17 protein-coding genes are annotated in these 17,810 nt (G+C 66.7%); 4 read left to right on the plus strand and 13 right to left on the minus strand.

The annotated features are described in order from the left end of the window. Positions 1-9 precede the first annotated feature (9 nt). The gene (locus tag ABD663_RS09260; RefSeq protein ID WP_344737751.1) at positions 10-621 is read right to left on the minus strand and encodes a hypothetical protein; all 612 of its coding nucleotides are present in this window, start codon (positions 619-621) and stop codon (positions 10-12) included. Between the two features lie 212 nt (positions 622-833). On the opposite strand from ABD663_RS09260, the gene ABD663_RS09265 reads away from it, so the two are divergent. Then, a complete protein-coding gene (locus ABD663_RS09265) occupies positions 834-2,642 on the plus strand; it encodes an ABC transporter ATP-binding protein (protein ID WP_344737753.1) in 1,809 nt (602 codons plus the stop codon). Here ABD663_RS09265 and ABD663_RS09270 read toward each other — a convergent pair whose 3' ends face one another. Together ABD663_RS09270 and ABD663_RS09275 are read right to left on the minus strand one after the other, a co-directional pair. Then, entirely contained in the window at positions 2,643-3,482 is an 840-nt protein-coding gene (locus tag ABD663_RS09270; protein ID WP_344737755.1) for an alpha-1,2-fucosyltransferase, read from the minus strand. Beyond that, positions 3,479-4,426 (minus strand): glycosyltransferase family 2 protein, encoded by a 948-nt coding sequence (locus tag ABD663_RS09275; RefSeq protein ID WP_344737757.1) that lies wholly within the window; start codon positions 4,424-4,426, stop codon positions 3,479-3,481. The genes ABD663_RS09270 and ABD663_RS09275 overlap by 4 nt, the downstream gene beginning before the upstream one ends. 108 nt (positions 4,427-4,534) lie before the next feature. Between ABD663_RS09275 and ABD663_RS09280 the strand changes: the two genes are divergently transcribed. Then, positions 4,535-5,416, plus strand: coding sequence for a glycosyltransferase family 2 protein (locus tag ABD663_RS09280; RefSeq protein WP_344737759.1), 882 nt, complete (start codon positions 4,535-4,537; stop codon positions 5,414-5,416). On the opposite strand, the gene ABD663_RS09285 is transcribed toward ABD663_RS09280, so the two are convergent. The 5 genes from ABD663_RS09285 to ABD663_RS09305 are packed head-to-tail and all read right to left on the minus strand — an operon-like array spanning position 5,394 to position 10,668. Further along, entirely contained in the window at positions 5,394-6,293 is a 900-nt protein-coding gene (locus ABD663_RS09285; RefSeq protein WP_344737761.1) for a hypothetical protein, read from the minus strand. The genes ABD663_RS09280 and ABD663_RS09285 overlap by 23 nt on opposite strands. A gap of 24 nt (positions 6,294-6,317) precedes the next feature. Continuing rightward, the gene (locus ABD663_RS09290) at positions 6,318-7,430 is read right to left on the minus strand and encodes a glycosyltransferase family 4 protein (protein ID WP_344737763.1); all 1,113 of its coding nucleotides are present in this window, start codon (positions 7,428-7,430) and stop codon (positions 6,318-6,320) included. After that, positions 7,427-8,524 (minus strand): glycosyltransferase WbsX family protein, encoded by a 1,098-nt coding sequence (locus tag ABD663_RS09295; RefSeq protein ID WP_344737765.1) that lies wholly within the window; start codon positions 8,522-8,524, stop codon positions 7,427-7,429. The genes ABD663_RS09290 and ABD663_RS09295 overlap by 4 nt, the downstream gene beginning before the upstream one ends. Beyond that, positions 8,521-9,525 carry a glycosyltransferase family A protein gene (locus ABD663_RS09300; protein ID WP_344737767.1) on the minus strand — a complete coding sequence of 335 codons (1,005 nt, stop codon included), beginning with the start codon at positions 9,523-9,525 and terminating at the stop codon, positions 8,521-8,523. The genes ABD663_RS09295 and ABD663_RS09300 overlap by 4 nt, the downstream gene beginning before the upstream one ends. Positions 9,526-9,561: 36 nt before the next feature. Then, complete coding sequence (locus ABD663_RS09305; RefSeq protein WP_344737769.1) at positions 9,562-10,668, minus strand: tyrosine-protein kinase domain-containing protein; 1,107 nt, start codon at positions 10,666-10,668, stop codon at positions 9,562-9,564. Between ABD663_RS09305 and ABD663_RS09310 the strand changes: the two genes are divergently transcribed. Next, the gene (locus ABD663_RS09310; RefSeq protein WP_344737771.1) at positions 10,627-12,264 is read left to right on the plus strand and encodes a hypothetical protein; all 1,638 of its coding nucleotides are present in this window, start codon (positions 10,627-10,629) and stop codon (positions 12,262-12,264) included. The genes ABD663_RS09305 and ABD663_RS09310 overlap by 42 nt on opposite strands. On the opposite strand, the gene ABD663_RS09315 is transcribed toward ABD663_RS09310, so the two are convergent. The 5 genes from ABD663_RS09315 to ABD663_RS09335 all read right to left on the minus strand — a co-directional run bounded on the left by ABD663_RS09315 (position 12,225) and on the right by ABD663_RS09335 (position 16,506). Beyond that, positions 12,225-13,556, minus strand: a complete 1,332-nt coding sequence (locus tag ABD663_RS09315) for an O-antigen ligase family protein (RefSeq protein WP_344737773.1) — start codon at positions 13,554-13,556, stop codon at positions 12,225-12,227. The two genes, ABD663_RS09310 and ABD663_RS09315, sit on opposite strands and share 40 nt — an antisense overlap. A 66-nt stretch (positions 13,557-13,622) precedes the next feature. After that, positions 13,623-13,883 carry a PqqD family protein gene (locus ABD663_RS09320; protein WP_344737776.1) on the minus strand — a complete coding sequence of 87 codons (261 nt, stop codon included), beginning with the start codon at positions 13,881-13,883 and terminating at the stop codon, positions 13,623-13,625. After that, positions 13,880-14,758 (minus strand): nucleotidyltransferase family protein, encoded by an 879-nt coding sequence (locus tag ABD663_RS09325; protein WP_344737778.1) that lies wholly within the window; start codon positions 14,756-14,758, stop codon positions 13,880-13,882. The genes ABD663_RS09320 and ABD663_RS09325 overlap by 4 nt, the downstream gene beginning before the upstream one ends. A 20-nt stretch (positions 14,759-14,778) precedes the next feature. Next, entirely contained in the window at positions 14,779-16,251 is a 1,473-nt protein-coding gene (cls, locus tag ABD663_RS09330; protein ID WP_344737780.1) for a cardiolipin synthase, read from the minus strand. Positions 16,252-16,302: 51 nt separating this feature from the next. Continuing rightward, positions 16,303-16,506 (minus strand): hypothetical protein, encoded by a 204-nt coding sequence (locus ABD663_RS09335; RefSeq protein ID WP_344737782.1) that lies wholly within the window; start codon positions 16,504-16,506, stop codon positions 16,303-16,305. Between the two features lie 143 nt (positions 16,507-16,649). On the opposite strand from ABD663_RS09335, the gene ABD663_RS09340 reads away from it, so the two are divergent. After that, the gene (locus ABD663_RS09340; RefSeq protein WP_344737784.1) at positions 16,650-17,774 is read left to right on the plus strand and encodes a DUF4192 family protein; all 1,125 of its coding nucleotides are present in this window, start codon (positions 16,650-16,652) and stop codon (positions 17,772-17,774) included. Positions 17,775-17,810 lie beyond the last annotated feature (36 nt).

The following is a 17,810-nucleotide window of genomic DNA, read 5'->3' on the forward strand; positions in this document are numbered from 1 at the left end:
CCGCCGAAGCTAGGGCAGCGTCACCGCCGAACCGTTGCAGTTATTGCTGGGGTTGACGAGCGTGAACGAAGTCGACTGTGGCCCGAGCACGACCACCGGGCTCGCGGGCGGAGTGCACGGCTCGATCCAGCGGTAGCTGATGTTCATCTCGAAGCTACTGGAGTTCCCGAACTCATGTCCGACGACCCAGAACTTGACTGTTTGATTGGGCAGAACGGTGAAACTCGCGAAGCCGCCACAGCCCGTCGCCAGGACCTGCGGCGGACAGTTGTTCTCGGTCCCGTTGAAGCTCCATACGGTGAAGTCACTGTAGAAGGTGCCGCTGTTCAGCACTCGGGACTGCGCACCGGTGATCTGGAGCACTAGCGTATCGGTCGCCGACGTGTTCGTTGCGTACGCCGGCACCTGAGGCGTCTTGTCCGTCCCTGCGCAACCACCATTGCCGTTGCCGACAGTCGCGCAGCCCTTGTTGAAGTCGAACACAGGGGGCGGCGGCGGCACCGAAGCGGCGAAGGCCGGCACGGGGGCCGCGATCGCGATCGCAGGAACCGACCAGGCCATGGCCCTCGTCACCGTACGACGGCTGAGGCCCTTTTCTTCGGGTTGTTCGAGATCGCTCATGAGATGGCCCCTCCCGGGTCGGAGTTGCCGCACATCCCTCGCGGAGGACATGCGCGCATGTGAATGAGTCGGGACGTCGCGTACTCCCAGAACCGCGACACGCGCCAATATATCCCATCCCATCGTCCGGCACGAGCGATCTCACCCATTCGTAACATTGTGCGGTGTTAGCGTTCTCGTGGCCTTCACATCACCGCGAGCGAGAGGATCGCATGTCGGACGCACGCGAGCGCTCGCTCGGCGACCAGTTGCCACGTCTGCTGCGCATGGCCGGCGCGCGCCCGGCGCGCTGGATCGCGAGCGTGATCGTCGTGTCGCTGGTTCTGACCACGCTCGATACTCTCGGCGTAGCCGCGATGATCCCGCTCACGCAACTCATCAGCGGCACCGCCACCGATACGGGCGCACTCGGTGCGATCGCGGAGATCACGGGCATCAGCGAGCCCTCTGAACTGGTCCCGATCGTCGCTGCTGCCATCGCTGGCCTGTTCATCTTCAAAAGTGTCGCCTCGATCGTCTTCCGCTGGTGGCTGCTCGGCCGCACGAGTCGCATATCGGCACTCGTAGCGACTGACCTGATGCGCCGGTACATGCTCTCGCCCTATGTCGCTCATCGCGGTCGGCACCTGGCCGAGGTGTACCGCAATATCAACGAGTCGACGGCGCAGGCGGCCTCCGTGCTCCAGGCGACGATCACCGTGCTCACCGACGCGATGCTGCTCATCGCCATCATCGCGGTGCTTGCGATCACCGCTCCGTGGATCACACTTCTCGTTGTCTTCGTCTTCGGCCTCCTACTCCTAGGCATCCAACTGGGCCTGCGCAGACGGCAGGCGCGACTCGGTGAGGAGATCGCCGATGCCGGCCTCGCTGCGTGGAGCTTCCTCATGCCGGGCCTCGACGGATTCCGCGAGACCCGGCTGTCCTCGAGCGCTGGATCGTTCATTGACGGGTACCGAGCAGCGAAGTTGCGTGGTGCGATGGCGGGTCGCCAGCTCGCGCTGGTGTCAGAGGCCCCGCGGTATGCACTTGAGATCGGCTTCGTTCTCGCTATCGCAGGCATCTCCGTCGTGCTCTTCGCGACCGGCACGCCCGCAGAGGCCCTGACGGTACTCGGAGTCTTCGGGGCGGCCTCGCTGAGGGCGCTGCCCACTCTCAACCGGGTGGCGTCCAGTCTCGCGACGATCCGCTCCGGCCAGGTCGGCCTTCGTATCGTCCTCCGGGCGGGTGCCGAGCTCGACGGGCAGGGCCGCCACGAAGAAGCTCCTCGCAGCGATGAGCCGTTCGAGGGTGACATCTCGTTCATCGACGTGGGATTCCGGTATCCCGACGCCGACGAGGATGTCCTACGCGGCATCACCCTCACGATCCCGCGCAATCGTACGGTGGCGTTCGTCGGCTCGAGCGGCGCCGGCAAGAGTACACTGCTCGATCTTCTCCTCGGCCTGCTGGAGCCTACGCACGGACGGATCGAGTGCGGCGGGCGAAGCATCCTCGATGACCGTGCCCGTTGGTACGCCGATCTGGGTGTGGTGCCACAGGACGTGTTCCTCGTCAACGACACTCTTCGCGCGAATGTCGCCTTCGGTGTCCCCTCCGAGGCAGTCGATGCGGATCGCGTGTCCGAGGTGGTCGCTATGGCGCGCCTCGAGGGACTCGTGGCGGAACTGCCGCGCGGCCTGGACACTATGGTAGGGGAGCGCGGAGTGCGACTATCGGGTGGGCAACGGCAGCGACTCGGTCTCGCGAGGGCGCTCTACCGTCGGCCGAGCGTGCTCGTCCTCGACGAAGCGACTTCGTCGCTCGACAACGTGACCGAGTTCGAGATCACCGACACGCTCAAGCGTCTCGAAGGCACCATGACGATCGTGATCGTCGCACATCGGCTGTCGACGGTGCGCGGCGCCGACCACCTCGTGTTCCTCGACAAGGGCCTGATCGAAGCGCAGGGCACATTCCCCGAACTGCGCAGCCGCAGCGCGGCATTCAACAGACTCGTCGAACTGGGAGACCTGTCGTGATCAGTGGTGGCCGTCGATGACCGTCCACTTCGGGTCGAGCTGGTAGGCGTCCGTCCCGACCTCGAACCGGCCGTGGAAGCGGGGCATGATCACCTCGGGCGAGTCGAAGCGAGCGCCTGCGACGTATCCGCCCCAGTAGCTGAACGTCGAGTTCGTGCCGATGAGCCGTCGCGCGGCGGCGATCGCACGGAAGTTTGCGACGGGATCGGGCTCGTCGTAGTCGACCTGCGATGAGTGGGCGCTCAGCAACGTGTCGAGGTGCTCACGGCACCAGTGCGCATCGTCCGACACCACTCGAACCCGCTCCGCTCGCGCTGTGCGCCCGAGAGCCTCTGCAAGGTACCCGGGAACATCCCAACCGTAGCGCTTGCGATGGACAGGATCACTGTAGTAGTCGCCACGCCGCACATTCACGACGAGCGTGTCTCCAAGATCCTCGGACAGCTCTGGGATGAGCGTCTCGCGGACGAAAGCATCGACCGAGACGCGGTCGAAGTCGATGCCGAATCGCTGCGTCCACGAGTCATCGTTCCACTCGCGGCGGTCGTGGAACCGCATTTCGCTCGCACTGACCGTCAGCTTGCGAAGGCGAGGGAACTCGTCGAGCCACATCGCCATTCCGGGGGCCTCGAGCACCCGCGTCGGTTCGCCCGCGGCCGCACGTTGGTGGGCATCGAGCCACAGATAGAGCCAATTGCCGAAACGCAGACCGGCGAGCGGCGTCATCACCACCACGCGGTCGCCACGGCGAAGCATGTCGACCGCCCGCTTCCCGGTCCGTCGTGCGCGCCAGGCGAGGTGCTGGCCCGCGCGACGGGCGAAGCTGTCGGGGCTCCTCATGACAGCGCTGCCCGGATCTCGTTGCCTGCCGCGTCGGTGCGCTCGGGAGGCAGCGGCGACCAACGCGCCTGGCGAAGCATCGCCGTCGATCCCCACGCGATGCCAGCAGTCGTGACACCCCAGCGGCGCACCTTGCGGAACAGACCCGGGGCGTCGCCGACGGCCGCGTACTCGCGGGCGATCCAGCGTCGGAGCGACTCCGAGCGGATGCCACCATCGCGTGCGAGGAGAACCATGTGGTTGCGCCGCGCGTACAGCTTGTACCGCGTGTCAAACCGACGACCTTTGACATGCGGCGCCGGCAGGTGGTCGACGACCGCGTCGGGAGAGAAGACGGCCTTTCCCCCGAGGCGGCGGACGCGTAGGTAGATGTCGGTGTCCTCCCGCATCGCCGTGCCCGGGTAGTCGTCACGGAACCCCCCAAGCCGGGCGAGCAACGCACGCCGGAACGACATATTCGCCCCGATGCCGTGGTCAATGTCGACGATGCTCGCGGTCACCGATGCAAAGCCCTCAGTGAGCGAGCCGTCGGGTAGCAGCCGGCCGACCGGCAGGTCGTACGTCTCCTCGCCCGGTTGGCCGTTGCGCGTGCGCCCGGCGACCGCGACCACCGCGGGATCGGCGAATGCGTCGAGCACGGCGTGCTGCCAGCCCGGAGAGACGACCACGTCATCGTCGAGGAAACTGATGATCTCGCCGCGAGCGTGGCGGAGTGCGGCGTTCCTCGCTCGTGTCATCCACCCCGCTACCAAGCGGTCGTGCACGTACACCGCCGACGGACGGACCTGTCGCACGAGGTCTGCGGCGTCGGCCGCCGACGCATCCACCACCACGATCTCGACGTCATCGGTGACTGCCGCATCCAGAGCCTGGAGACAACGGCGCAGGAAGTCTCGCCGCTCGTAGGTCACGATGCAGACACTCAAAGGTACCGTTTCGGCCACACTGCAAGCCTAGGTCGAGCGGGAACAGCCCGCGTCCCGACAGATATCGTGGGATCCCACCCCGAAAGTGTGCCGAGAGGAGGCGACGTGGCGGCACCTACGGTCACCGTGGTCATCCCGACGAACCGCGGCGGCCCCTACCTCTCGGCGGCGGTGGACTCACTTCGCGCTCAATCATCAGCGCCCACGGAAGTGATATTGGTCGACGACGGCTCGCCGCCTCCCGGGCTCTCCGAGGTCGCGGACCGGCTCGGGCTCACGTACCTCCGGAAGGATGCGGGAGGCATCTCTTCCGCACGCAACCTCGGCGCGGAGCACGCGGTCAGCGAGTGGATCGCGTTCCTCGACGACGACGACATGTGGCACCCGGACCGGCTCAAGCTCCAACTGGCCGCGTTGGACGACAATCCGCACGCGATCGGCGCCTTTACGGGCGGGCAGCACATCGACGAGGCTGGGCTGGCGTTCGGCGATCCGTGGGGGGCTCCTTCCGCATCCGCCGAGGACATGCTCACGGGGCGCACACCCACCCCGAGGGTCACAACGCTGCTGGTCAGCCGAGATGCGTACCTGGCGGTGGGCGGATGTCGGACGCGGTTCGAACCCTCGGAGGACAACGACCTGATCGCGCGCCTTCTTCTCCAAGGCAACTTGGTCGCAGTGGATCAGACGCTCGTGTTCTACCGCCGGCATGCCTCGAACGTGACCCGTCGCGGCTTGCGCGGGCTCCAGGCCGGCAGATCGTCGATACGGGAGATGACGCGCGAAGCGCGTCGCAACGGCGACGAAGACCGCCATGCCTTGATGCGGGCTCGATACCGATCCTTCGCCGTAAACGCGTCCGATCAGAGTCTGGGTGAGGTCATCTCGGCCGTCCGCAGCGGAGAGCTCGGCTATGCGGCGCGGGTCCTCTATTGGAGTGCGATGACATTCCCTGTGGCGACGGCGCGGGCCGCTGCGCGACGCCTCAGGGCGAGGGGCGGGAAGTAGCGGCGGTGTCCGCCGGCGGGCTTCGGAAGGCAACAGGAAGCGTGGCGGACTTCGACCATCGCGGGCCCAAACGCGCCGGCAGCCGCTGTAGCACGTAGTGCTCCAACCGGTAGAGCGCACGCATTCTCTCGTACTCGAACTTCGTCGATCCGACGCGGCCCAGAACGCCGCCGGGGACGAAGTTGGTTTCGTAACTGAGTGTCGTGAGTGTGGCCCGAGGCCGACGCGTCGCGCGCTGGTGAGCTTCGACCCGATACTCGAAGGTGGTCGGATGCGGCGCGTGACGCGCAGCGGCCATCGGAGCGAAGTCCCGGTAGATGGCGCCGATCAGGTCCTGCCGCCGCAGCAGGAACAGCTGATCGCTGAAGCCCCAGTTGATGCTGTAGTCGTCCACCATGCCGATTTGCTCGGCTGAGTAGTCGGCCCCGGGTTCAGGACTTGGCCAGGCGAGCGAAGCATGGAACAGCCATGGCTGGCGCTCCAGAAGACGAACGCTCGGCTCGACCCAGTTCATCGGTGTGCGCAGGGCGGTTTCCGCGTCCCAGCCGAGCAACCACGTGGACTCGCACACATGGGGCATGACGAGGCCGTAGTCGAGCAGGTAGGGATGACGACGCAACGACCGATGGCTGAGGCCTGCATGCTCCAACGCCCGGTCGATGTGGTCGGAGACGAACTCGAAGCGCGTGATCTCACCTGCCGCGAGGAGTGCTTCGGCGCGAGATCGGGCGTCAGCCGGGTCATCGACGTTGTTGATCAGCGCAACGGTTTCTTCGAAGTGCGTGAGGTTCGCGTCCACGAGCCGCGGGAAGAACCCGCGCGAGAGAACGGATCTGTAGGTGCGTTCATAGGCGTTGACGACGAGCGCGACTCCCACAGCACCTCCTGACGAAGCCATGGATCAGACCGGCTCGCCACGATACCAGCGCCGGCGCCTGCCCAGCCTGGCGGTGCGATAGATCGCCTCGTAGCGGTCGACCACGCGGGCCAGGTCGAACTCCTCCGCTCGGCGGAGACCTCGTTCCGCCATCCGCCGGCGTGCAGGCTCCGACGTAAGCATCGACACGAGCACTTCAGGGATCGCGTCGAGCTCGACGGTGACCCCGTCGTGCCCTTGACGGGTAACGTATCGTGCCCCCACGTTGGGAGTGGCGACCACCGGAAGACCCGTCATCATCGCTTCCGCGTACGGGATGCCGAATCCCTCGTACGTGGAGGGCAGGCAGAACACCCATGCCTTGCGGTACTCGTCTACGAGTTCCTCGTCCGACAGTCTCCCGAGTGCCTCAACGCCGACGGGCAGCGTGGACGGCGCATCCTGCGTGACCATTCGCAGCGTGGCGCCAGGCACGCGGGTCGCGACCTCGGCGCCGAAGCGCTCGGCTAGTTCAGCGCCCCGCTTTCGACCGGTCCAGGTGCCGACGAAGAGCACGGTCGGGTCGGGTCGACGCTTGCCGACGCCGGGACCGAAGACCCGACGATCGACTCCGTTCGGGATCACCGTGCTCACCCACGGTGTCCATCGACGCGTCTCGGGAGAGATGAGCACTGTGGTGTCTGCGACGACGCTCGCGAGCAACTCGGTGAAGCCGAGCAGCACCATCCGGGCTCGCTCCTTGATCCCGCGGATCCGTAGCGCCTCTTCGAAGCACGACCCATGCAGCGTGCGCACGTGCATGGGAACGCGACGGCGCCACATCCAATAGTCCTCGCCGTGGGCATGGAGTACGTCGTACGACGAAAAGTCGCGACGACGCATCTCGAACGCGAAGCGGAAGGTGCGCAACGAACCCGTGAGCGCAACGTGCACATGCCCGTATCGCGCACCCTCGACCGGTGCGCAAGGACTGAATACGTCTACGTGGTGTCCGCGATCCGCCAATTCGTTTGCGAGCGCATGCACCTGATAGCCCACGCCGATCTTGCTCTCGCTCGGCAGGTAGTACGAGATCATCGCGATCCGCAGCGGCTGCTGCTGACTCGCCGGGGTCGCGTTCGCCGCCGTCCCGCTCATGTCAAACCCGCGCGCAGCGCTTCCAGCCACGCGTGGCCCTCGCGCAGGTCGGGCTCAAGGTGATTGCCCTCCGCCCACTCATTCCATGACTTCACCCACAGCAGTCGCTCCTGCGGCCGCCGGTTGCCGAGCAGGTCGACAGCGGATGCCACAGACCGTCCGAACTTCTCGGGCGTCGCTCCGTGCGCGACCAGTCCCCGTCGACCGGCCCGCGGCGTGTTGTCCCAGTTGGGGTAGACGCATGGCTGCAGCAGTGGGATGCGGGGGTAGGTGTCGACGATCCGATCCGAGTACGGCCAGATCTCGGGTCCGCCAAGGGACTTGCGCATTGCGCGCATTCGCAGTCGCGTGCCGCGTGTGACCTCGACTGGCAGGCGCATGTAGACGCCGGCGTCGAAGCCGTCCGCTTCGAATGCCGTGTAGCGCGGTCCGCCTCCGAGCAGGTCGCTGACCTCGGCCACCAGATACAGTCCATCGAGCCCGGCCTTTCTGGCCATCATCTGCCACCTCTCGACGAACGCCGCCGGATCGGGCAGTTCCTCGGGGCGGAACACATAGAAGATCGGCTTGCCGTCGACGCGGAGGTAGCGATCGTCTCGGAACGCCGGTAGGAGCGATGTGAAGTGGGCGGCGTCGTCTTCGGGTCCGGGATAGGTCTGTTGCTTCAGGATCTTGTCGGGGGCACCGTGCCACGTCCCCGTCCAAGTCTGGTTCGCCCACGCCAGCGCGAAGCCGATGTCCGGCTCTCCGCTGTCGAGCACTTCGCGGAACGGACGGTCCAGTATGCGCTCTCCGCCGCCGAACCAGTAGTGCCAATAGACGAACCCCTCAATGCCGTAGCGGCGTGCGAGCTCGCTCTGGGCGTGCCGTGTCTCGGCCACGCGCAGGTCGTAGAATCCGAGGTCGGCCGGGAGTGTCGGCTGTCGATGACAGGGGAAGAGCCGTCGCGCGCGCGCGACGTTGGTCCATTCGGTGAAGCCGGGACCCCACCAGCGGTCGTTCTCGGGGATGGGGAAGAACTGGGGGAGGTAGAACGCGAGCGCACGGGCACGCAGCCCATCGACGTCACGGACCGCGCTCAGGTCGTCTGTCACGAGCCACCCCCACGACCCCGGCGCCGGATACGCCGCAACCACGGCAGCCGCGCCCGCAACCTCGCGCGGAGCCGTTGGACGCGACGACCGTCGGGAGGCCAGAGAGTGCGCGCCAGCGCGTCGACCGCGCCGCGGAAGCGGCGGTCGCCATAGCGCTGACTCGCCAACAGCTCGGTGAGAAGGTGACGGTGGAGATCTCCATCGAGCCTGCCGGCTGTCCCTTCCTCGAGCGGGATGAGCCCCCCGCCGAGGCGAAGCGCCACGGCGGACGACAGGAACGGAAGTCCGAGCTCGGTCGTACGGGAGGTCGCACCCGTATGGACGCGGTAGAACACGGTCGGCTGATCAAGCTGCGGAATCGGCGCGAGCCGCGCGACGTTCACCAGCATCCAGTAGTCATCCATCGCGAGAGCGTGAGGCGCGAATCCCCCGGCGAGGCGAAGAAGATCCGCGTCGGCGATGAAACTCGTCGTGGTCGAGATGGGTCCCCGGAGCATCGCCCGCACGTCGTATCGACGCACTCGATCCGAGCCTGCCACCGCACCACGCGCGACCAGTTCGGTCAACGTCGCCGTGCTCGAGACGCGCAAGTGCGCCCACCCTCCGGCGAGCGCGTCCATGTCGTTGAGAGCGTGCTCGTCGTCGACGACGGTGAATGGGATCTCGCGGAGAAACACAATGCGCTCGTCGGGGTGCGCGTTGAGCCAGACCAGCGCCCTCGCAATGTGACTCGGATGCCACATATCATCCTGATCTACGAAAGCGACCCATCTCGTCCGCGTCGCGGCGAGACCGCGATTGCGCGCAACGGCGACGCCGAGGTTGGCCTGCGTAAGTACTGTCGCGCCGATCGGGTGCTGACGGGCGAGGGCTGCACCGTCGTCCGTGGATCCATCGTCGACGACAATCACCTCGATCGAACCGACGGTCTGGTCTCCGATCGACGTGAGCGTCTCCTCGATGTGCGCGGCGCCGTTGAACAACGGGATCACGACTGTCACCGATGGAGATCGGTGGTCTCCGGCCTGCGGCATCGGTCAGTTCCGGCGCGCCCGCTGTCGGCGCACTTCGACGTCCCGGGTCGCCGTGGCACCGAAGATCGCCTCCAAATCGAAGGAGTCCGTGCCGCCAGTTGCAGGGCTCGCCGACTCTTCGTCGAGCTTGGGAGTCCCGTACTCACGCCGATACTCGTAGGAGTAGGGAGACGCGTCGACTCCGCGAGTCGGCACACGGTTGAGCACAATGCCGAGCGCACGCCCACTCGCTTTCTGGAGGGTGTCGAGCGCCTTCTCCACGAGATCGTAGGTCGTCTTGCCGATGCCAACGACGAGGAGCGCACCGTCGGCCTGATGGGTGAGCACCGCTCCATCCGTCACAGGCAGAAGAGGCGGTGCATCGATGATGACCACGGCATGCGATGCCAGATCGACCAGCAGCGAGCGCATGCGCTCCGACCCGAGCACCTCGCTCGGGTTGGGCGGAACGCTGCCGGCGGCGAGCACGTACAGGTTCTTCGCGCGTGGGGTGCGCTGCAGCACATCGCTCAGGTCGGCGCGGCCGGACAGCACGTCTGTCAGCCCTGCGCCGCCCGGCAGACCCATCGTCTTCGCGACCGCCGAGCGACGCAGATCGCCGTCGACGAGGACGACGGGTTGACCGCTAACCGCGAGGGTTATCGCCAGGTTGCACGCGATCGTCGACTTGCCGTCACCGGGCAGCGGGCTCGTGACCACGATGGTCCGCGGTGGGTTGTCGACGTCCATGAACTGCAGGTTCGTCCGCAGGGAGCGCATCGCCTCTGACACGGCGAAGTTCGACCCCTTGCCCTTACCCTTGCTCGTCGACTCGCCAATGAGCCGGTTGTCACCTTCCATCCCCTCGGTGGCGGGAATAGCACCCACGAGCGGCACTCCGGTCTTCTGTTCAACATCGTCCGCAGCCCGAATGCGGCGATCGGATGCCGTGCGCGTCAGGGCGAACGCGACGCCGAAGCCGAAGCCGATCAAGCCGCCGACGATGAGCGCCGTGCTGGTGTCGGGGAAGATGGGCGAGCTGGGCAGCGACGCAGAGCCGATCGTAACGATGGTCACCGGGGACGAGCCTTGGGTGGTGTCACCTTCAACCTGGTCGATGGCATACGCCATCGAGGTGATCCACTGCTCGGCGAGCGCCCTCGCGTCTTCGGGCGACGATGCCCGTGCGTCGACTTTCAGGATCACGGTCTCGGGTGTATTGACCACGGTGACCTCGTTCACGATCGCTTCAGGGGTCGTATCAAGACCCAGCTGCTCGATCGCGTGCTCCGCGGTGATTCGCCATCCGGCGACATCGAGGTACGAAGGCACCTTGCTGCGCGCCGCAGCGTCGCCCACGATCGATTCACCTACGCCAGTTGCGTCACGAGACTGCACGAAACCCGTCGCGGATGCCTGATAGACGGGAGTCTGGAGTTGCAGCCACCCCCAGCCGACGCCGATGCCCAGAAGGGTCATCAGAACGATGGCGATCCAGTGCCGCCGCAACCCGCGGGTGTAGTCGCGCAACTCCATCGACGACCGGCCTCTCTCGGTTTGACCCGCCCGGAACCCCAGTCAGACGCGGCAGGTACGCTCCATGGTATGTCACCTGCTGTCGTCGTGCGTGCGCTCACTACGGCGATGGCGGTGCAGTTCGACGACTCCGTCACCCCTTCCGACCGCGTTGCGCTTCTCGCACCCTGGGACCACCTGCGCACCGACGAGGCGGCCACGCGCGTCATCCGTGTGCGCTCAGTCTCGGGGGGAACCGGGCGCCGCCCGTCCGAGTCAGATCACTTGGCTTCCCGTGACGTCTCCGCGCCGTCGCTGGTGGGACTGGGCTCCCAACTGACCACGGGCATCACGCTCGACGCGATCGATGCTCTCCGGGGCCAGGCGCTTCTACTCCACGCGTGCGCCGTGGCACTCGACGACGGCCGAGTGATCGGGTTCGTCGGGCCTTCCGGTCGAGGCAAGACGACCGCATCGCGTGTGTTGGGCGAACGCTTCGCCTACGTCACGGACGAGACCCTCGCGGTCCGCTCCGACCTCTCGGTCATCCCCTACCCGAAGCCCTTGTCGATCGTCAGCGGCCCGGACGGCAAGCATCAGCGCTCCCCGAGGTCGCTCGGGCTGCGTACTGATCTGCCGGACGATCTGCGACTCGCCGCTCTCGTGCTGCTCGACCGACAGCAAGGCAAGGCGGAGCCGACCGTCCACCGGGTCGCGCTCAACCCCGGGATCGCCGAGCTCGCCGAACAGTCGAGCTACCTCGCGGAACTGCCCACGCCCCTGGTGAGCCTTGCGGACGTCCTCGCGCATACGGGTGGGCTGCGTCGCGTCTGCTACGGCGAAGCGACCTCACTGCTGAGCGTCGTCGACGAGATTCTGAAGCTGGACGACCCCGCGCCCCCACGACTTCTCCCGGCGCGCGCCGCTGTAGCCCCATCCTCCAAGGCGACTGCACGTCGGTACCACCGCACGGAATATGTGGATGCTGCTCGCCTCGACCATGAGCTCTTCGTGCTGCGTACCGGTCAGATCACGGTGCTCGACGGGGTCGGGCCAGCGATATGGGCAGCCGCTGGGGGTGCGACGCGCGATGAGCTCGTGCATGCTGCAGTCCGGGAGCTCGATGAACCGCCCCCCGGGGTCGACGCCCCCACGGTTGTGGACGCAGCGACTCAGGCGCTGATCGAGCGCGGACTGCTCAAGGTCTCCTGACTCCACGACGTGTGAGGTCGGCGCCCGAGATAGGCCTGTGCGCCCAGGCAGATTCCCGCGATCACGAACGGGATCGACACCTGCGCCGCGACCCAGAACAGGTCGAACTGCGCCTGGACGATTCTGGACGCGGTGACAGCGAGTGCCAAGGCACCGAACCGTCGATCGACCCGCCACAGCACCACGAGGACGCCCACCCACATCACGATGAACCCGGCCAGCCCGACGACGCCAGCGGACGCGAGGACTTCGAGCTCGGCCTGCGGCGGCTGGAAAGGCGCCGTGGTGTCGGTGTACCAGTACCGGAGCCCGTGGCCGAAGATCGGTGAGTGCTTCCAGAGCGCGTACACCTCGCGGAACCAGTCCAGACGCTGATACAAGGAGTTGAACCGATTCTGCGAGTCGATCTGCTCGATGACCGTGGTGATGACCAGGACGACGGCAGGGATGATGAGCAAGAGGACCAGCTTGGAACGACCGCTCACACGACCGCGCAAGGCGACGATGATGAGCCCCACGATGAAGCCGATGGCGGCTTGCCGCGACTGGGTCATCACGATGCCGATCACGAGGAACCAGAAGGTCAAAGCGCGCGTGTCTCGACGCCAGCCGACCCAGTCCGGGTTCGCGTACACGACGAGCGCCATGAAGGCCATGACGCAGCCGGCGAAGTTCTTGTGCATCCCCCACGGGAACGCCGGGTAGACACCGGTGAAGTTCCCACCGGCGTACTGGAGGATGCCCGTGACCACCGTGCTGAGCGCGATGCCGCAGGCGGCGATCAGCATTAGCGTCAGTCCGAGTCGTGCGTACCCTGCGGCGCCGACGGCCCAGCCGACGATGAGCGCGCCCGAGACGAGCAGCCAAGCGTGGAACCACTCCACCGTATTCGCGGCGTATGGATTCACGATGACCGTGAACAGCGTCGTGAACTGGTAGATCAGATTCAGCACCAGCAGTTGCCGCAGGGGACGACTGTACGGTCGTTCTCCGAGCAATACGGCGGTTCCGAATGCCGCAGCGAGTGCGACGTCCGACACTGCGAGGTCGGTGCCGCCGATACCTGCGCGAGCGATTACGAACAGACCGGGAATCGCCATGAGAGGGATCGCCATCGACAGCCGCCCGGTCAGCGCCGCTCCGATGACGAGCAGACCGATCGCGGCGGCTGTCACGACACCATTGGCGACGCCGCGGTCGAGAAGAAGATATGCCGCGATTACGGCGCCCGCGGCCATAAGCACCCAGCGCCAGATGTTCGCCCACAGATCGAGCAGGCGAAGCTTGAGCATCTGTGTGCGTATCGAAGACATGCTCACCGCCCTCCCCGCAGTCGATCAAGTATCGCAGGACGCCTGTTAGTACTCCACGAGCAGCCCCCTGCCGACGAGCGTACGCACGAAGTGCGCGACATCGTCGCGGACTGCTGGGGCATCGACCCCCGTCATCTCCCCGACGCGACGCGCGATCGCGTCGATGCCGTCCCCGTCTACGGCCTCCCAGATGGCGATGGCGGAGTCCTGAAGCACCAGGATCGGCCCGTCGGGAAGTGGCGCGACGTAAACGGCATCCCCCGCACGCTCTTGACCGATGAGATCGGCGATCCGGATGCGACTCATCGCCGGTGCCTCGTGCCGATCCGGCGCGCGCCGCGCAGCGGCCGCCGGAAGAACTCGCCGATCACATCGCTACGGGTCGGAGTACGCCCCAGTCGGTGGCTGAGTACTTCCGTGTTGACCTGCGGCGCGAGCACGAGCACGTCGAACGCCTCGCGTATTCCGCGGGAGGCACGCAGGCGTCCCCACCACTCCTCGGCTCGCCCTCCCCCGTCGCTGACCGCCTTCCACAGACGGTAGGTGCGCGCGCCACGGTGTCTCTCGAGTTCGCCGAACGCCGCATCGAACGCCAGCCGCGCATCGAGCGCACGCACTTCGCGGTCGATCGCGGCGCGCAGTCGGGGCGTCGCATCCCGCCACATCTGGTCCACCTCGGTGCGCGCATACGCACCGGCCCGTGCCGCGTTCACCGCGAGGATCGTCGCCTGCGCGGCGACGCCGGGCACGGCGCACGCCACACCTCCGAATGTCACGGATGCGCGATCGCGCCAGAGCCGGGCGAACGCGGATGCCGCATCGAGTTCGATCCCGGGAAAGAACCGATGCAGGTCGAGGTATCCCCACACGTCATGCCGGTACGTCTGGGCATGTCCGAACGGCGAGCCGCCGCGGAACGTGCTGTAGACCGACCAGCCGTGACGCCGCAGCGCACTGTCGAGCACGACGACGTGGGCGGGGCGCACGAGCACGTCGACGTCGCTTCCCGCGGGTCGACCCGGCCGCAGCGTCGGGTCGACCGTGTCGCCCTTGATGTGCAGCAGGTCCGCTCCGACCCGATGAGCGATCGTCTGCACCGCGGCGCGACCGAGGTGCAGACGCACCGCGAGCGGAACCTGTGCGCTGCGCGGGGCCGCCGACGTCGCGATCTCGGGCTCCACCCGGCCAGCCTAACGGCGCGCTATTGCAGCGAGGACGTGAGCCGGGCGAGGTTGTCGAGCACCGTCGAGCGCAGCGGCTGCTTCTCCCATTCCGCGAGGGTGAGCTCGCGGCTGAGGTCGCGGTACTGCTGCTCGACATCGCGCATCTGGCGCGTGAACTCTTCGCCGCGCACCAGCATCGAGATCTCCATGTTGAGACCGAACGAACGCATGTCCATGTTGCTCGACCCGATGATCGAGACCTCGTCGTCGATCGTCATCGACTTCGAGTGCAGGATGAAGGGCTTCCGATACATCCAGATCTTGACTCCCGCCCGCAGCAGCGTCTCGTAATAGCTGCGCTGGGCGTGATAGACCATCGCCTGATCGCCCTCTTCTGAGACGAACAGCTGCACTTCGAGCCCGCGGTGGCAGGCCGTCGTGATCGCGAGCAGCAGCGCCTCGTCGGGCACGAAGTAGGGGCTCACGATGATGATCCGGCGCTGCGCGTAGTAGAGCAGACCCGCGAACAGCCGCAGGTTGTTCTCGAATTCGAACCCGGGTCCTGATGGCACGATCTGGCAGTCGAGATCGCCCGGGCCCGATGTCACGCTGAAGAGGTCGATCTCATCGGTGAGAACCTCGTCGGTCTCGCTGAACCAGTCCGACAGGAAGACGGCATTGATGGATGCCACGACGGGCCCCTCGACGCGCACCATGAGATCGACCCAGTGCAAGCCCCGCTTGATGTTCTTCTTCAAGTTGTACGTCGAGTCGGTGACGTTCTGCGATCCCATGAACGCCACACCGCCGTCGACGACCAGCAGCTTTCGATGGTTGCGCAGATCGGGGCGCTGCCATTTGCCCTTGAACGGCTGCACGGGCAGCATCAGGTGCCACTGCGCCCCCATCCGGTCCAGACGCTTGAGCGTGCGCTTGTAGTAGGGCTTGCCCCGATTCGCCCAGTGATCGAGCAGCACCCGCACCGTCACACCGCGCTCGCGGACCTCCTCCATCGCGCGGAACAGGTTGTCGGTCGAGGCATCCGACTGGAGGATGTAGAACTCGATGTGCACGTAGCGTTCGGCCGTGCGCACCGCGTCGGCCATCGCGTCGAGGCTCTGCTGGTAGTCGGGGATGAGCTGCGCGGCGTTGTCGCCGGCGAGCGGCATGGCGCCGAGATTGCGGTTGAGGGTGACCAGCGACGTGAACCAGTCGGGCGCGTTCGGCCGCAATGTGCCGAAGTCGAGGGTCTCGCTGGTGTCGTGGATGTACTCGTTGATCTGCTGCTGCTTGCGTCGGCGCTTGCGCGGCAGCCGCGGATTGCCGATGAGCAGGAACAGGAACACCCCGATGAGGGGGATGAAGTAGATCGCGAGCAGCCACGCCATCGCAGCGGTCGGGCGCCGGTTGCGTGGGACCACGATGATCGCGGTGATGCGCACGACGAGATCGAAGACGAACACGAACAGCAGCCACCAAGAGGTGACGATCGTGATGTTGACGTCCTCCACGGGACTCCTCTGCCGGGCTCGCGCGTAGCCTCAGCGTAGTTGTGGCGGCGCTCAGCGCTCCGCAGGCTGTGCCGGTGCCGAGTCGGATGCCGGAGGAAGACCTCGCTTCGCGCGCTCCTCGGCGTCGATGCGTGCGTACTCACGACGCTCGGTCCGGTCGGCGCGGATGACGCTGCGAAGGACGAAGAAGAACAGGGCGCTGATCACGAGCGTGGGCAGAATCGACCACACGACTGCGACCCAGTAATCCTGCATGTCCTCCAGGATACGCGGGCTGGGTCCTCCGCAGATGCCGGGGGACGCATCCGGCTCTCCACAAGCACGGATACCGTCCTCCTCCGTCCCCAATCGCGGGCGACGAGCCCGTCGGCGCTCGCCCGGCCGCGATGGTCGGGTGCATGACCAGCATCGTCAAGGCCGCAAGTCCGGCCCACTTCCTGTCGCTCATCCCCACCATGCTCGGGTACCACCCGTCTCGCAGCCTCATCATCGTGCCCTTCGGAAGCAGTCGAAGCCTCGGGGTCATGCGCTTCGACCTGCCGTCCGCGCCCGAGCCGGACGCGTTCGCCGCGACCGTGACGGGTCTCGTGTGCCGACTCCCCGACGCAGACGGCCTCGCGATGGCCGTCTGGACCGATGGCGCATTCGGCGACGACGGCATCCCCCACCGCGAGCTCGCCGACGCATTGCGGCGCACCGTGACCGCGAGCGGGCTCCGCCTCGTCGACGCGCTGTGCGTCGGTGCGGACGCCTGGGGTTCCTATCTCGACGACGGCTGCCCCCGGGCCGGCTGGTCGCTCGACGAGCTCGTGTTCGACGTGCCCGAGGCATCAGGAGACCATCGCAGCGGCGCCGAGCTCCCCCTCGTCGGCGACGACGACCGCGCGGACGCGGACGACGCGCTGCGCGCGCTCATCCACGCCGTGCAGGTCGTCTGCGCGGTCGACGACGACGGCGCCCCCTTCGTCGACCGGCTCGACCCACGCGCTCTCGCGGCCGCGTGCGCCCTCGACGATCTGCCCACCCTGTTCGAAGACGCACTGCACTGGGACGTCGACGACCTCGCAGCGTTCGACGTCGCCGTGCTGGCGTGGTGTCTGTCACGACCATCGGTGCGCGACATCGGGCTCGTGCAGTGGTGCCGAGGGTTGGACGCCGGTGACGAGGCCCTCGACGCGCAACTGCGCTGGGAGGCGGGCGAGGAGTACCCCGCGCATCTGGTGCGCGAGATGTGGGGGGCGGGCGAGCAGCCCGACCCGGATCGTCTTCACACGGCGCTCGAGCTGTGCCGTCACGTGGCCGCGGCCGCGCCCGAGTCCGCCCAGCCGGGCGTGCTCGCCACGTGCGCGTGGCTGTCGTGGGCGCTGGGCGGCTCGACGCATGCCGACCTCTACGCCTCGCGCGCCCGTGCTCTCGAGCCGACCCACGGTCTGGCCGAGATCGTGGCGACGTTCGTCGCCGCCGGTCACCTGCCGGACTGGGCGTTCCAGCGCGGCGCGCGGGGTGAACGGACTGCAAGCTGAGAATGAGTGGCGCTCAGTCGGGTGACCATCGCGTTT

Source organism: Microbacterium awajiense, assembly GCF_039536545.1.
In the GTDB taxonomy this organism is placed as follows: domain Bacteria; phylum Actinomycetota; class Actinomycetes; order Actinomycetales; family Microbacteriaceae; genus Microbacterium; species Microbacterium awajiense.